We start from the raw sequence: 15,733 nt of genomic DNA, 5'->3' as shown, positions 1-15,733 counted from the left end.
CTGGGGACCTCCATGTCGATCGAGATCAAAATGCCTGCCCTGTCGCCGACCATGGAGGAGGGCACCCTCGCCAAATGGCTGGTGAAGGAAGGCGATACGGTGAAGTCCGGCGACATCATGGCCGAGATCGAGACCGACAAAGCGACGATGGAATTCGAAGCGGTCGACGAAGGCGTGATCGCCAAGATCCTGGTGGCCGAGGCGACCGACAATGTGAAGGTCGGCACCGTCATCGCGATCCTGGCCGAGGAAGGCGAGGATGCGTCCTCGGTGTCCGCGCCGACCAAGAGCGAGACGCCCGTCCCCGCGGCCAAGGAATCGGAGGCCAAGCCCGATCCCAAGGATCCCAACGACACCGGCAGCGAGGCCAAGCCCGTCGCCCGGACCGAGACGTCGGCCGAGGATCATGGTCGTCCCGCCGATGCGGGCGCCGCATCCGAGTCCAAGCCCGATTCGAAGCCCGCCAGCGGTGATCGTGTGAAGGCGAGCCCGCTCGCCCGCCGCCTCGCCGCCGACAAGGGGATCGACCTTGGTTCGGTGTCGGGTTCGGGGCCGAAGGGTCGCATCGTCAAGGCTGATGTCGACAGCGCGAAGCCCGGGGCCGCACCTGCCGCCGCGACCGAAGCCGCCGCACCGGCCGCCTCCGCTGCCGCGCCAGCACCCGCAGCCAAGCCCGCGGTCGTGCCGGATATCCCGCACGAGTCGACCAAGCTCAGCAACGTGCGCAAGACGATCGCGCGCCGCCTGACCGAATCGAAGCAGACCGTTCCGCACATCTACCTGACCGTGGACGTGCGTCTCGACGCGCTGCTCAAGCTGCGCGGCGAGCTGAACAAGAGCCTCGAAGCGCGCGGCGTGAAGCTGTCGGTCAACGATCTGCTGATCAAGGCGCAGGCCGTCGCGCTGATGCAGGTCCCGACCTGCAACGTGATGTTCACGCCCGACCAGCTGATCAGCTTCCAGCGCGCCGACATCTCGGTTGCGGTCAGCACGCCGTCGGGTCTGATCACGCCGATCATCGTCGGTGCGGACACCGCCTCGCTGTCGTCGATCTCGACGCAGATGAAGGACCTCGCCGCCCGCGCACGCGACGGCAAGCTGAAGCCCGAGGAATATCAGGGCGGCACCGCCTCGATCAGCAACATGGGCATGTTCGGCATCACGCAGTTCGACGCGGTCATCAACCCGCCCCAGGCGATGATCCTCGCGATCGGTGCGGGCGAGAAGCGTCCCTATGTGATCGGCGACGAGCTCACCGTGGCGACCGTTATGTCGGCGACCGGCAGCTTCGACCACCGCGCGATCGACGGCGCGGACGGCGCGCAGTTCATGAAGGCGTTCAAGCATCTGGTCGAAAACCCGCTGGGCATGCTGGCGTAAGACCGTGACCGCTGTGGCCCCTCTCCCGTTCGCCCTGAGCGAAGTCGAAGGGCATGTGTCACATGGGCCTCGACTTCGCTCGGCACGAACGGGGTCGGGCCGGCGCGCGTCATGATCAGGACGCTCATCGAGATCCTGCATATCCTCGTCGGGCTCGGCGTCGCGGTCGCGATCACCTGGGCGGCGGCCTGGTCCTATCCGCTCGGGCAGGACGTGATCTGGTGGTGCGGGGCGGCGGCGATGGTCGTGACCGTGATCATGGGGATCGGGCCGCTGCGGCAGGCCCGCATCCTCGACCGACAGACCAGCAGGAGCCACGCGTGACCGACCTGCCCCCCGACAAGGCGCCGACGATCCGCGTCACCGCGATGCCCGCCGATGCCAACCCTTACGGCGACATCTTCGGCGGATGGCTGATGGGGCAGATGGATCTCGCCGCGGGGTCGGTGGCGTCGCGGCGCAGCGGCGGTCGCGCGGTCACGATCGCGGCCGATGCGATGAAATTCCACATGCCCGTCGTCGTCGGCGACGAAGTGTCGGTCTATGCAGAGCTGATCGCGGTCGGTCGCACCTCAATGACGATCGAGGTCGAGGCATGGCGCCGCGCGCGGCACAGCAACGACAGCTGCAAGGTGACACAGGCGCGCTTCATCTTCGTCGCGGTCTGCGACGACCGCAAACCGCGGCCCGTGCCGCCCGCTTCCAACTGATTCACTTGAAGGACTCTCCACGTGGCTGACACCTATGATCTGGTCATCCTTGGTTCGGGCCCCGGCGGCTATGTCGCGGCAATCCGCGCGAGCCAGCTCGGCCTCAAGGTCGCGATCGTCGAGCGCGAGCGCCTGGGCGGCATCTGCCTCAACTGGGGCTGCATCCCGACCAAGGCGCTGCTGCGCACGTCGGAAATCTATCACTACATGCAGAATGCCGAGAGCTATGGCCTGAAGGCGGACAATGTCGGCTTCGATCTCGCCAAGGTCGTCGACCGCAGCCGCAAGGTCGCGGGCCAGCTGAATGCGGGCGTGAAGGGCCTGATGAAGAAGAACAAGGTGACCGTCGTCGAAGGCGTCGGCACCGTGACCGCAAAGGGCAAGCTGAGCGTCAAGCAGGGCGACAAGACCGTCGAGCTCGAGGCCAAGAACATCATCGTCGCGACCGGCGCGCGCGCGCGCGACCTGCCGTTCGCCAAGGCCGACGGGAAGACGATCTGGACCTATCGCCACGCGATGGTGCCGACCGAGATGCCGACCAAGCTGCTGGTCATCGGATCGGGCGCGATCGGCGTCGAATTCGCCAGCTTCTACAACGACATGGGCGCCGATGTGACGATCGTCGAGATGCTCCCGCGGATCCTGCCGGTCGAGGACGAGGAAGTCTCCGCGTTCATGGACAAGGCGCTGACGAAGCAGGGGATAAAGCTCCTGACCGGCACCGGCCTCGAAGGCCTGGCGCCATCGGGCAGCGGCGTCACCGCGAAGATCAAGCACAAGGACGGCAAGGTCGTCGAGGAGACGTTCAGCCACGCAATCGTCGCGATCGGCATCGTCCCCAACACCGAGAATATCGGGCTGGAAGCGCTCGGCGTCGAGACCGACCGCGGGCACATCAAGACCGACGGCTATGGTCGCACCAATGTCGACGGCATCTGGGCGATCGGCGACGTCACCGGCGCGCCGTGGCTCGCGCACAAGGCCAGCCATGAGGGCATCATCGCGGTCGAGAAGATCGCGGGCGGGTCGCCGCACCAGATGGACAAGGCCAATATCCCCGGCTGCACCTATTCGCGCCCGCAGGTCGCGAGCGTCGGCATGACCGAGGCGAAGGCCAAGGAAGCCGGGTACGAGCTGAAGGTCGGCAAATTCCCGTTCATCGGCAACGGCAAGGCGATCGCGCTCGGCGAGGCCGAGGGCTTCGTGAAGACGGTGTTCGACGCGAAGACCGGGGAGCTGCTCGGCGCGCACATGGTCGGCGCGGAAGTCACCGAACTGATCCAGGGCTATGTCGTCGCGCGCCAGCTCGAGACGACCGAGGCCGAGCTGATGGAGACGGTGTTCGCCCATCCGACGCTCAGCGAGATGATGCACGAGAGCGTGCTGGGCGCCTACGGCCGCTCGATCCACTACTGAGCCCGACCGCGTGACGTCACCCCCGCTTCGGCGCGGCGGGTGGTGGCACCGATCACAATGCGGCGCGCGATCAGACCGATCGTGCGCCGTTTTGCCGTCGCCATGAGGCGATGAGCGTCCCGACCAAATTGGACCAATGAATCGACTTGCCGTTTATCGATAGGATCCATATCGTTTTGCAATATGCAGGCGGGGGCGGCGATGAACAGGGATCGGGTTCTTTGGGGGGCGACGGGGCTGCTTCGGCTGATGCTCGTCCTCAATATCGTCTGCGCCGCGGTGTTCGCGCTGGCGTTGCTGATGTCCTGGCCGATGCAGGACATGTTGAGCGCGCGGCTGGCGCATAAATACGGCGCGATGCTCGATCTGGACCAGGCGGTGCTGGCGATTCGCATGATGCTGTTCGTCGGCATTGCCGGCGGCGTCGCGCTGCATCCGATCTTCTCGAACCTGCTCCGCATCGTCGCGACGGTCGAGGCGGGGGATCCGTTCGTCGACGACAATGCCACGCGGCTCGCGCGGATTGGCTGGGCGCTGCTGGCGCTGCAATGCCTCGATCTCGCCTTTGGCGGCGTGGTCCGCTGGATTTCGCTGCTCAAGCTCGACGTGACCGGATGGACGCCGTCGCTGGGCGGGTGGATCGCGGTCGTGATGATCTTCGTGCTCGCGCGCGTCTTCCGGATCGGCGCGCGGATGCGCGACGACCTGGCGATGACGGTCTGATGTCGGTCGCGGTCAGCCTGGACGCCATGCTGCATGCGCGGCGGATGACGCTGACCGAGTTGTCGGAGGCGGTCGGCATCACGCTCGCCAATCTGTCGATCCTGAAGACGGGCAAGGCCAAGGCGATCCGCTTCACGACGCTGGAGGCAATCTGCCGCGTGCTCGACTGCCAGCCGGGCGACCTGCTGCGGGTCGTCGACGAGGATGAACGGGGCGAAGACGGAATTTAAACGGGGGGGATGGTCCGATGGACGCACTGGTTCTGGACGGGGTGACGAAACGGTTCGGCGAGAGGACCGCGGTCGACGCGCTGAGTTTTGCGGTACAGCCGGGGGAGATCTTCGGCTTTCTCGGCGGGAATGGCGCGGGCAAGACGACGTCGCTGCGCATGGTGCTCGATATCGTGCGGCCGACGGCGGGGCGGATATCGGTACTCGGCTGTCCGCCTGGCCGCGAGAATGCCGCCGATCTGGGGTTCATGCCCGAGGAACGCGGGCTGTACCGCGGGATGACCGCGATCGACACCGTCACCTATTTCGGGCGGCTGAAGGGCATGTCGGCGGTCGCAGCGCGCGCGAAGGGCCATGCGCTGCTCGACCGGTTCGGCCTTGCGGCATCGGCCAAGATGCAGATCGACAAGCTGTCCAAGGGTATGGCGCAGAAGGTCCAGCTCGCCGCGACGCTGGTCAACGGCCCGAAGCTGCTGCTGCTCGACGAACCCTTCTCGGGTCTCGACCCGGTGAACCAGGGGCTGCTGGAACACGAGATCCTGGAGGCCGCACGGGGCGGGGCGACCGTGGTGTTCTCGACGCATGTGATGCAGCATGCCGAGCGGCTGTGCGACCGGCTGTTGCTGCTCTCGCAAGGGCGCAAGGTGTTCGAAGGCACGCAGGCGGAGGCGCGCGGGCGGTTGCCGGCCCGCCTGACGATCGTCGCGCGCGATACGCCGATGCGATGTCCTGGCGTCGAGCGCGCGGAGCCCGGCGCGGCCGATGCGCAGGGCTGGCGCGATTATGACGTGACGCTGGCCGAGGGGATCGATCCTGCCGACGTGCTGCAATGCCTGACCGAGCAGGGCGTGACGCTGCGACGGTTCGACCAGCACCGCGTCAGCCTGCACGACGTCTTTCTCCATCTTGTCGGCATCCCTCCAGCCGGGCCTGCCGAGCCGGCTAAGGCGGAGCATGCAGCATGACCCACAATATCCTGCTCGTCGCGATGCGCGAGTTCCGACAGATCACGGGCATGCGCAGCTTCTGGCTGACGCTGCTGATCCTGCCGCTGGCACTGGCGGTCGGGCCGATCGCGAGCCGCCTGACGCAGTCCGAAAAGACCCAGCGCGTCATGCTGATCGATGCCGATGGCCGTGCCGCGGCGGCGATCCGCGCGCGGCTCGATACCGATCACCAGCGGCGGGTCCTGACCGCGCTGTCGCGTTACGCGCAGCGATACGGGCTCGATCGCGCCGATCCGGGCGCGCTGTGGGCGCAGCATGACCGGCTGTTCGGTGATGCCGATGTCGCGACGTTCGCCAAGGCGGGCGGCCTGCCTGCCGCGCTGGCGGCGATGCGGCCGGCGACGACCTCGGAAACGCCGAAGTTCGACGCGCCCGACGCCGATTTCGTGGTCCTGCCGACGCCGCCCGCCATCGCGCGCGCGGCGCCCGGCGCGCTCGATGCGCAGCTCAAGCCGCTGCTCCAGCCGGGCGAGTTCGGCGACAAGACGGCCAAGCCGCTCGACTATGCAGTCTATATCCCGCGCGGCTTCGGCGTGCAGACCGCCGACGTGCGACTGTGGTCGAGCGAGCAGCCCGGCGCGAATTTCGTCCAGCCCTTGCAGACCGTGCTCACGCAGGACCTGCGCACCGGCTATCTCGAGTCGACCGGGCTTGCGCGCGATCAGGCGCGTACCGCGACCAGTCTGGTCCCGGCGATCGCGGTCTCGACCCCGGCGCCTGGGGGCGGGCGCGAACGGATGCTCGTGCGATCGGTGGTGCCGTTGCTCAGCGCCTATATCCTGCTGATGTCACTGCTGTTGTCAGGCAACTGGATCCTCCAGGGGCTGGTCGAGGAGCGGTCGAACAAGCTGATCGAGACGGTGCTCGCCTGCATCAGTCCCGACGAGCTGCTCTATGGCAAGCTTGCGGGGACGGTCGCGGTCGGGCTGACGATGGTCCTGGTCTGGGGGCTGTGCGCGACCGGTGCCGCGGTGGCGACGCAGGGCGCGGTCGGCGCGTTCCTGCACGTCGCACTCGCGCCGCTCGCCTCGCCCTGGATCATCCTGGTGATGCTGTATTTCTTCCTCGCAGGCTATCTGATGGTGTCGATGATCCTGCTGGCGATCGGCGCGATGAGCGATTCGATGCGTGATGCGCAGAGCTATCTGACGCCCGTGCTGCTGGTCATCGCGATGCCGTTCACGGTCGTCGCGCAAGGCGTCCTGTCGAACAGCGGCGCGACCGCGATCAAGGTGCTGACCTGGATCCCGATCTACACGCCGTTCACGATGCTCGCGCGGCTCGGCAGCGGGGTTTCGACCATGGAGATCGTCGGCAGCGGCGTGCTGCTGGCGGTGTTCATCGGCATCGAGTTCGTCTTGCTCGCGCGTGTGTTTCGCGCCAGCCTGCTCAATGCGGGGCAGAAGCCCAACCTCGCCGCACTGGCCCGGTTGATGCAGCGTACGCCCGCCTGACGCATGCGTACCGTTCATATCATTTCGGGGATCCAACCCCGGTTTTCTGGAGGAGCTATGATGTCGTTCAATCGTATTTCGCGTCTGTCGCTGGGGGTGGCGCTGCTTGCCCTGTCCGCACCTGGGCTGGCCCAGACCGGCGCGCCGGGCGGCGCGCGCTATGGCAGCTTCGGGATCGACCTGACCGCTGCCGACAAGGCGGTGAAGCCAGGTGACGATTTCTGGACGCACGCCAATGGCGCCTGGGACAAGCGTACGGCGATCGCACCGGATCGCACGTCCGCGGGCGGCAGCGTGATCCTGGCGGATCAGGCCGAGCAGCAGGTCCGCGCGATCCTCGACGATGCCGCGCGCGATCCCGCCGCGGTCGGCGCCGGGGCCAAGCAGTTCGGCGATCTCTATGCGAGCTTCATGGACGAGGCCGCGATCGAGCGCGCCGGCGCCGCACCGCTCAAGCCCTATTTCGCGAAGATCGACGCCGCTACCGACAAGCAGAAGCTCCAGACCTTGTTCTCGACGGTCGGCTATGCGTCGCCGGTCGAGGTCGGTCAGCTGCCCGATCCCGCCGATCCGAAGCGCTACGCGGTGGCCGCAGGGCAGGGGTCGCTCGGCATGGGCGGCCGGGATTATTATCTCGAGCAGGGCGCCAAGTACGACACCTTCCGCACGGCGTATCGCGCCTATGTCGAGAAGATGCTGACGCTGTCCGGCGTGGCGGATGCGTCGGCCAGGGCGGACCGGATCGTCGCGCTCGAAACCGCGATGGCCAAGGTCCAGTGGTCGCCGGTCCAGTCGCGCGACCTGCAGGCGATGCTGAAGCCGATGGATGCGGCGGGCCGCAAGGCGCTGGCGCCCGATTTCGACTGGCCGCTGTTGCTGTCGACCGCGGGCTATGCGCAATTCCCGGTTGTCTACATGACCAACTCGACCGCGCTGACCGAGCTTGGCAAGATCTTTGCCGCGACGCCCGTGTCGACGTGGCAGGACTGGATGAAGTTTCGCCTCGCCTCCGCAAGCGCCGGTGCGCTGCCCAAGGCGTTCGATCAGGCGACGTTCGATTTCTACGGCAAGACGCTGGCCGATCAGCCGGAGCAACGCGCGCGGTGGAAGCGCGGCATCGCGCTGGTCAACGGCACGATGGGTGAAGCCGTCGGCGAAGTCTATGTGAAGCGGCATTACCCGCCCGAGAGCGAAGCGAAGATGGGCGAGTTGATCGCCAATCTGCGCGCGGCGTACAAGGAGCGGATCACCGCGAACAGCTGGATGGATGGCGCGACCAAGACCCAGGCGCTGGCCAAGCTCGCCGCGTTCGATCCGCGGATCGGCCATCCGGTCAAATATATCGACTATTCATCGCTCAACGTCGTCCGGGGCGATCCGGTCGGCAATGCGATGCGTGCGGGCGAATTCCAGCATCAGCTCGACCTCTCGCGGCTCGGCAAGCCCGTCGATCGTACGCTGTGGGGCATGACGCCGCAGACGGTGAACGCCTATTACGATCCGCTCAACAACCAGATCACCTTCCCCGCGGCGATCCTGCAGCCACCCTATTTTGATCCCAAGGCGGACGCGGCGGTCAATTACGGCGCGATCGGCGCGATCATCGGGCATGAGATGGGGCATGGTTTCGACGACCAGGGCAGCCAGTTCAGCGCGACGGGCAAGTTCGAGAACTGGTGGACGCCGGCCGCCCGCACCGCCTTCACGCAGCGCACCGCCGCGCTGTCGAAGCAGTTTGACGCCTATGAACCGATCCCGGGTGTCCGCGTGAAGGGTGCGTTGACGCTGGGCGAGAATATCGGCGATCTGGGTGGGGTCGAGACGGCCTATGCCGCCTATCAGAAATACCAGGCGGAGCATGGCAAGGCGCCCGTGATCGGTGGGCTGACCGGCGACCAGCGATTCTTCCTTGCTTATGCGCAAGCGTGGCAGGCAAAGCTGCGTGAGGGCGCAGCGCGCGCGCGGCTGCTCACCGATCCGCACTCGCCGCCCTTCTACCGCGTCAACGGGATCGTCCGTAATGTCGATGCCTGGTATACGGCGTTCGGGGTCAAACCCGGTGACGCGCTGTATCTGGCGCCCGGCGACCGCGTCCATATCTGGTAACATTTCGCGGGGCGTGTGGCCGTCCACACGCCCCGATTGTCTTGTGCGCACCACGCGCGACCCGGCCGTGATATCGCTATCCGAGATAGCGCCCGGCTGCGACCCGAATGCCGTTGCGCCCGACGAGGCCAGTGGATACGGGACCAAGCTAGCCTGACGGGCCGGCGGGTACTCAGCAACAAAGGTAAGCACTCGTGTCGCAAAACTCGGCTCGCAGCTGCCTGTTTGCTTAGGTTTAACAAAATCAATTTATGATTTGATTGCTTTCGTTTAAGTCTCACATCCTCGCTTTGTCTCTATTGTCTTCTAAATCAGATCAGCCTAACGGCGGTAGCGGTAGCATTCGTTTACAGATGCGCCGTTGCTGATGTGGTGCGTCTGATGCGCTGCGGCATGGGGAGGGGTTATGAAGGCGTTCGTTCTGAATTCGGGGCCACGTGGGCGTGTGGCGATCGCGATGCGGGTCGGTGTGTCGCTTGCGGCGTTGCTGGCAGCAGGCGCGGGCAGCGCTGCATGGGCGCAGGCGGAAACGCAGACCGTGTCGCCCGACACGACCCAGGCCGCGACGCCGGGACAGGAGGTCGGGCAACCCGCGGCCGATGCGACCTTGGACGGTGATATCGTCATCACCGGCCGTCGCGCCGCGCTCGAGGCGGCGGACGAGCGCAAGCGTCGCAGCGAGACGATCGTCGACTCGGTCGTCGCCGATGATGCTGGCAAGCTGCCCGACAACTCGATCACCGAAGTCCTGCAGCGCGTCTCGGGCGTCTCGATCGTCCGTTTTGCCGCACTGGGCGATCCCGACCATTATTCGGTCCAGGGGTCGGGCGTGCAGGTCCGTGGCCTGACGGGCGTCGCGTCGCGCCTGAACGGCCGCGAGATCTTCAGCGCGAACAACGGCCGCGCAATCCTGTGGAGCGATGTCACGCCCGAACTGATGGCGGCGGTCGACGTCTACAAGGCATCGACGGCTGACCTGATCGAAGGCGGCACCGGCGGCCAGATCGATCTGCGCACCAAGATGCCGTTCGACTTCAACGGCAAGTTCCACATTGCTGGCACCGGCGAACTCGCGCTCGGCGACATGGCGAACAAGGCGGATCCGTCGGGATCGGTCCTGATCACCGATTCGTTCGATACGCCGATCGGCCGGATCGGCCTGCTCGGCGACGTCGCGTTCAGCCAGTTCAGCTCGCTGTCGCAGTTCATCCGCGTCAGCCCGTATTTCAAGACCAAGCTCAGCGATGGCAACGAGCGGTACGTCCCCAGCGGCTTCGCCTATGGCGACGAGGCGTTTCAGTACAAGCGCTACGGCATCTATGGCGCGGCGCAGTGGCAGCCGGCCGAATCGCTGACCTTCACCGGCAGCTTCTTCCAGTCGCGCTACAAGAGCCAGTCGAGCGATTACGGCACGCAGCTGGATTCGCAGACTCTGGCGGTCGATCCGGCGAGCAGCTCGTTCGACAGCAACGGCCTGCTCACCAAGACGAGCGCGCTGTTCAACCGCGACACGGCGACGTTTGCCCCGACGGGTGGGGCGGTCAACAGCAGCGGCAACAAGGGGTTCGTCGAGAGCAACACGCGGACGCGCGATTATTCGCTGTCGTTCGTCTGGGCACCCACAGACAGCCATGTGTCGCTGAAGGGATCGCTGCAGCGCGTCGATTCGCGGCAGGTCTATGATCGTCTCGACATCTTCCGCGACGTCGGCTTCGGCCAGAGCTTCGGCATGGACCTGACGGGTGACCTGCCGCAGATCACCGTCAGTCCTGCGACGCAGGCGTCGTTCGCCGATCCGGCCAATTATTTCTGGACGGCGTCGATGCCGCACAACGAACGGAACAAGGGGCGGCTCGATTCAGGGCAGCTCGATGCCGAATATACGTTCGACAACAGCTTCTTCCGGTCGGTCAAGGTCGGCGGGCGCTATGCCAAGCGGACCGAGCGCGATCTGTCGAACGGCTATAACTGGACCGCGCTGGGTCGCGGCTGGAATGGCGATCCGCAGCTGACCTATGCCAATGCAGCGTCGGGCGACGTCGCCAGCCATGCATTCAAGGACTTCTTCCGTGGCAACACGACGCTGCCGGGCAACCTGATGTTCGCATCGGAGGATCTGGCGTCGCGCTTCAATGAAAACCGTACCGGGCTGGTGACTGCACCGCCCGCCGGCTTCTGCGGCCCTGCGACCGTTGACGACGACAACAACCCCGCGACACCGAACGTGGCCAGCCCTCTCTATAGCAATTGCTCGTCCAAGGGGCAGCTCCCGGTCACCGGCTATGGCGGCCAGTTCAACCCCGACGGCACGCTGGCGATCCGGCCTGTCGGGTTCGTCCTGCCGGGCGATCAGGTGAATAACCGTACCGAGAATATCGCGGGCTATGCACTGCTCCGCTTCGGGCCCGAGGAAGGCGCACGCGGCATTTCCGGTAACGTCGGCGTGCGTGTCGTGCATATCGAGAATGAAGGCAGCGGGTTCATCCAGCAGAATGGCGGGACCGTCTTCATCCGCGACGGCGCGCAGGTGACGCTGGCGAACACGTTCCTCGCCCGCGGCGGCAAGGCGGACTTCACGCGCGTGCTGCCGTCGATCAATCTCGAATATTCGCCGACCGACCGGATCAAGGTCCGCGGCGGGTACAACATCACGATGGATCTGCCGAGCTTCAACGCGCTGCGTGCGTCGGGTTCGATCGGCGTGGCGACGACCCCCAGCCAGACACCCGGCGGGATCGGCACGTTCAACAACTTCACCGCGGACACGGGCAATCCGTTGCTGAAGCCGACGCTGTCGAATAATGTCGACCTCTCGCTCGAATATTACGGCCGGGCGGGCACGTCCTTCCATCTGGCCCCGTTCTACAAGCGGCTGACCAACCTGCCGATCTATGCGCTGACCAGCCGGCAGGTCACGATCCAGTTCACTGACGGGACGACCGAGAATGTGGCTGCGTCGGCGACCGACTATGTCAATTCGACCAAGGCGGCGACCGTCAAGGGCGTCGAGGCCGGTGGCCGGTTCTTCCTCGACATGCTGCCCGGTGCGCTTGCCGGGATCGGGTTCGAGGGCAACTACACCTTCATCAAGAGCAGCAATCCGGGCGATGTCTATCGCGACATCACCGGCGCCGCTCGCAACGACGCGCCGCTGGTCGGGTTGTCGAAGCATAATCTGAACGCGACGCTGCTGTACGAGCGCAACCCGATCTCGTTGCGCGTCGCCTATTCCTGGCGCTCGCGCTATCTGTTGTCGACGAACAGCAACGGCACGAACGGCACATATACGTATTACAGCGCGCCGGGCGTCGTGACCAACCAGGATGGCGGCCAAGATGCGTCGACGCAGATCGCGTTGCCGATCTATGGCGGCAATTATGGCTCGGTCGATGCGGGTGTGCGGTTCAAGGTGAACGACCAGTTCTCGTTCGGCGTGCAGGGGACCAACCTGACCGCCGCGACGCAGCGGACGCTGATGGGTGGTTATCCCGGCGGCAAGCTGGTCGGGCGCAGCTGGTTCCAGGCCGATCGCCGCATCAGCACTGGCATAAACCTCGCCTTCTGATGATGATGCGTCCCCTGTCGACGCACGGTCGGCAGGGGACGGAGCGGAGCGCGTGATGCGGAAGAGGATCCTGATCGTTGGCGGCGGTACCGCCGGCTGGCTGACCGCGGGTTATCTGGCGAAACGGCTCGGCGCCGATCTGGCGGGCGGGGTCTCGATCACGCTGGTCGAATCCAAGGACATCGGCATCCTCGGCGTGGGGGAAGGGACCTTCCCGACGATCCGGCGGACGTTGGCGACGATCGGCATCGACGAGGCCGAGCTGATCCGGCGATGCGGCGCGACGTTCAAGCAGGGGGCGAAGTTCGTCCATTGGCGCCACGCGCCCGGACAGGGCCGCACCGATCATTACTCACACCCGTTCCAGGTCGCCGATGCGAGCGACGGGCTCGACCTGCTGCCCTATTGGCTGCTGGGGCATGGCGGCGCGGAGAATTGGGACGAGGTTTCCAATCCGCAGAAAAAGGCCGCCGACGCAATGCGCGCGCCCAAGCTCGCGACCAACCCCGATTATGTCGGGCCGCTCAACTACGCGTATCATTTCGATGCGGTGGCGCTCGCCGGGCTGTTGCGCGAGCATGCGGTCAGGAACGGTGTCTGGCATCTGACCGACACCGTGTCCGAGGTGCTGCTTGCGGAAGATGGTGCGATCAGCGGGGTGCGCACCGAGCGGAACGGGATGCTCGACGCCGATCTCTATATTGATTGCACGGGCTTTCGTGCCGAACTGATCGGCAAGGCGATGAAGGTGCCGTTCCGGTCCTGCCGCGACGTGCTGTTCTGCAACCGCGCGATCGCCGCGCAGCTGCCTTATGCAAAACCCGGCGATCCGATCGCATCCTATACGATTTCCACCGCGCAGGAGTCGGGCTGGATCTGGGACATCGGGCTCGATCGCAGGCGTGGCATCGGGCATGTCTATTCGTCCGACCATAGCGACGACGAGACTGCCGAGCGCGTGTTGCGCGGCTATCTCGGCGCGGGCGGCGACGAGGCCGAGGTGCGCCATTTCAAGTTCGATGCGGGGTACCGCGAGGTCAACTGGGTCAAGAATTGCGTCGCGGTCGGGCTGTCGAGCGGGTTTTTCGAGCCGCTCGAGGCGACGGGGATCGCCTTTGCCGAGGTCTCGGCGGGGATGATCGCGAACCTCTTTCCCTGGGGCAGCGACTACGAGACGTCGGCGCGCCAGTTCAACGCCAACATGCTACGCCGCTACGAGCGCGCGCTCGATTTCATCAAGCTGCATTACTGCATCTCGGAACGGCGCGACACGGCGTTCTGGCGCGACAATGTGGCCGACGCCTCGGTCCCCGACAGCCTGCTCGAGCTGCTCGACCGGTGGCGGTTCCGGCCACCCAACGAGCTCGACATCGACGGGCAGGTCGACATCTTCACCGACGCCAGCTGGCAATATGTCCTGTACGGCATGGGCTGGAAAACCGACCTGAGCGCAAAGGCCGGCGCGCTGCGCTATGCCGAGGATGCGCGGCGTGCGTTTGCCGAGGTCCGGCGTCAGGCCGACTATGCGGTCCGCAACCTGCCGTCGAACCGCGATCTGCTCACCTATGCGCAGCACCATCATTTCGGTGCGCGAGCGGCGGCGTGACGGATCCCGGCCCGGCCCGCATCACCCGGATCGTCATCGTCGGCGGGGGGACGGCGGGGTGGATGACCGCCGCCGCGATGACGCGGCTGGTCGAGAGCGGCGTCGCGGTGACGCTGGTTGAATCTGAGGAGATCGGCACGGTCGGGGTGGGCGAGGCGACGATCCCTTCGTTGCTCGACTATAACCGGATGCTCGGCATCGACGAGGACGACTTCGTCCGCGCGACGGGGGCGACGTTCAAGCTGGGCATCGAGTTTAGCGACTGGGGGCGGCTGGGCGACGCGTATTTCCACCCGTTCGGCACGCATGGCCGCGACGTCGAGGGGGTGGCCTTCCATCAGCTCTGGCTGCGTCAGGCCGGCCTCGCGCAACCCGGTATTCCGGGGCCTATCGGCGACTATTGCCTGTCCACGGTCGCGGCGCGCAATGGGCGTTTCACGCGACCATCGGCCAATCCGCAATCGGTCCTGTCGACGCTGTCCTATGCCTTCCACTTCGATGCCGCGCTCTATGCCAGATATCTGCGCGACCTTGCCGAGGCGGCGGGTGTGGTGCGGATCGAGGGGCGCGTGGCGGCGGTCGATCGGCAGGCCGGGACTGGCTTCATCGAAGCGGTCCGGCTCGCGGACGGGCGTGCGATCAACGGAGACCTGTTCATCGATTGCAGTGGGTTTCGATCGCTGCTGCTCGGCGACGCGATGGACGTCGGGTTCACGAGCTGGCAGCACTGGTTGCCGTGCGATCGCGCCTGGGCGGTGCCGAGTGCACCCCGCGATGCGCCGGCCCCGCATACGCGCGCGACCGCGGAAGCGGCCGGCTGGCGCTGGCGGATCCCGCTCCAGCACCGCGTCGGCAACGGCCATGTTTATGCGAGCGACCATGTCGACGACGAGACCGCGCTGCGGGTGCTGCTGGACGGACTGGACGGCCCGCCGCTCGCCGATCCGCGCCAGTTGCGGTTCGTCGCGGGGCGGCGCGACCGGCTGTGGGACCGGAATTGCGTCGCGATCGGGCTGGCCGGCGGCTTTCTCGAGCCGCTCGAATCGACGAGCATCCATCTGATCCAGTCGGGTATCGCGCGGCTGATGAGCCTGTTCCCCGATACCGGGTTCAGCGCGGTCGAGATCGCCGAATATAACCGGCAGATGCTCCGGGAGTATGATCAGGTCCGCGACTTCATCATCCTTCACTACCATGCGACGACGCGGACGGATTCGGCGTTCTGGCGTCATTGCCAGAGCATGACGCTGCCGCCGTCGCTGCAGGCCAAGCTCGATCTCTGGGCGGGACGGGCGCGGATCTTCCGCGAACAGGGCGAATTGTTCACGCCCGACAGCTGGATCGCGGTCCTGCTCGGGCAGGGTATCCGGCCGGCGTCGGTCGATCCGCTGACCGCAGGGCTGCCGGTGGCGGAGAGCGCCCTGTTCCTCGACCATGTGCGGGAGATGGTCGCTAAGACCGCCGAGGCGATGCCGCGCCACGCCGACTTCATCGCCCGGCATTGTGCGGCACCGCTGCGGACCGCGGCCTGATCCG

General features: G+C 66.0%; 12 protein-coding genes. All 12 read left to right on the top strand.

Going from position 1 to position 15,733, the window contains the following annotated elements:
- Nucleotides 1-12: 12 nt before the first annotated feature.
- The 12 genes from IFT87_RS10680 (at nt 13) to IFT87_RS10625 (ending at nt 15,729) form a co-directional block, all read left to right on the top strand.
- A complete protein-coding gene (locus tag IFT87_RS10680) occupies nt 13-1,380 on the top strand; it encodes a pyruvate dehydrogenase complex dihydrolipoamide acetyltransferase (protein ID WP_031439455.1) in 1,368 nt (455 codons plus the stop codon).
- A gap of 111 nt (nt 1,381-1,491) precedes the next feature.
- On the top strand, nt 1,492-1,704 hold the full coding sequence (locus IFT87_RS10675) for a hypothetical protein (protein WP_037529783.1): 213 nt from the start codon (nt 1,492-1,494) through the stop codon (nt 1,702-1,704).
- 44 nt (nt 1,705-1,748) lie between these two features.
- Nucleotides 1,749-2,090, top strand: coding sequence for an acyl-CoA thioesterase (locus IFT87_RS10670; protein WP_052149110.1), 342 nt, complete (start codon nt 1,749-1,751; stop codon nt 2,088-2,090).
- A 21-nt stretch (nt 2,091-2,111) separates the two neighbouring features.
- Nucleotides 2,112-3,506, top strand: coding sequence for a dihydrolipoyl dehydrogenase (gene lpdA, locus IFT87_RS10665; protein WP_037529779.1), 1,395 nt, complete (start codon nt 2,112-2,114; stop codon nt 3,504-3,506).
- Nucleotides 3,507-3,707: 201 nt separating this feature from the next.
- Nucleotides 3,708-4,229 carry a DUF2975 domain-containing protein gene (locus IFT87_RS10660; protein WP_037529790.1) on the top strand — a complete coding sequence of 174 codons (522 nt, stop codon included), beginning with the start codon at nt 3,708-3,710 and terminating at the stop codon, nt 4,227-4,229.
- The gene (locus IFT87_RS10655) at nt 4,229-4,459 is read left to right on the top strand and encodes a helix-turn-helix domain-containing protein (RefSeq protein ID WP_037529777.1); all 231 of its coding nucleotides are present in this window, start codon (nt 4,229-4,231) and stop codon (nt 4,457-4,459) included. The genes IFT87_RS10660 and IFT87_RS10655 overlap by 1 nt, the downstream gene beginning before the upstream one ends.
- 17 nt (nt 4,460-4,476) lie before the next feature.
- Nucleotides 4,477-5,424 (top strand): ABC transporter ATP-binding protein, encoded by a 948-nt coding sequence (locus tag IFT87_RS10650; protein WP_052149107.1) that lies wholly within the window; start codon nt 4,477-4,479, stop codon nt 5,422-5,424.
- The gene (locus IFT87_RS10645; RefSeq protein WP_192008423.1) at nt 5,421-6,920 is read left to right on the top strand and encodes an ABC transporter permease; all 1,500 of its coding nucleotides are present in this window, start codon (nt 5,421-5,423) and stop codon (nt 6,918-6,920) included. Before IFT87_RS10650 ends, IFT87_RS10645 begins: the two co-directional genes overlap by 4 nt.
- 60 nt (nt 6,921-6,980) lie before the next feature.
- Nucleotides 6,981-9,026 (top strand): M13 family metallopeptidase, encoded by a 2,046-nt coding sequence (locus IFT87_RS10640; RefSeq protein ID WP_192003044.1) that lies wholly within the window; start codon nt 6,981-6,983, stop codon nt 9,024-9,026.
- A 406-nt stretch (nt 9,027-9,432) separates the two neighbouring features.
- Nucleotides 9,433-12,591: a TonB-dependent receptor gene (locus tag IFT87_RS10635; RefSeq protein WP_031440641.1), complete on the top strand. Its 3,159-nt coding sequence runs from the start codon at nt 9,433-9,435 to the stop codon at nt 12,589-12,591.
- A gap of 55 nt (nt 12,592-12,646) precedes the next feature.
- A complete protein-coding gene (locus IFT87_RS10630; RefSeq protein WP_192008422.1) occupies nt 12,647-14,197 on the top strand; it encodes a tryptophan halogenase family protein in 1,551 nt (516 codons plus the stop codon).
- On the top strand, nt 14,194-15,729 hold the full coding sequence (locus tag IFT87_RS10625; RefSeq protein WP_342211153.1) for a tryptophan halogenase family protein: 1,536 nt from the start codon (nt 14,194-14,196) through the stop codon (nt 15,727-15,729). Before IFT87_RS10630 ends, IFT87_RS10625 begins: the two co-directional genes overlap by 4 nt.
- Nucleotides 15,730-15,733: the final 4 nt, after the last annotated feature.

Source organism: Sphingomonas sp. CFBP 8765, from assembly GCF_014841445.1.
Taxonomy (GTDB): Bacteria; Pseudomonadota; Alphaproteobacteria; order Sphingomonadales; family Sphingomonadaceae; genus Sphingomonas; species Sphingomonas aerolata.
Note: the sequence above shows the minus strand (reverse complement) of the source record. Positions and strands in the feature narration are given on the sequence as shown.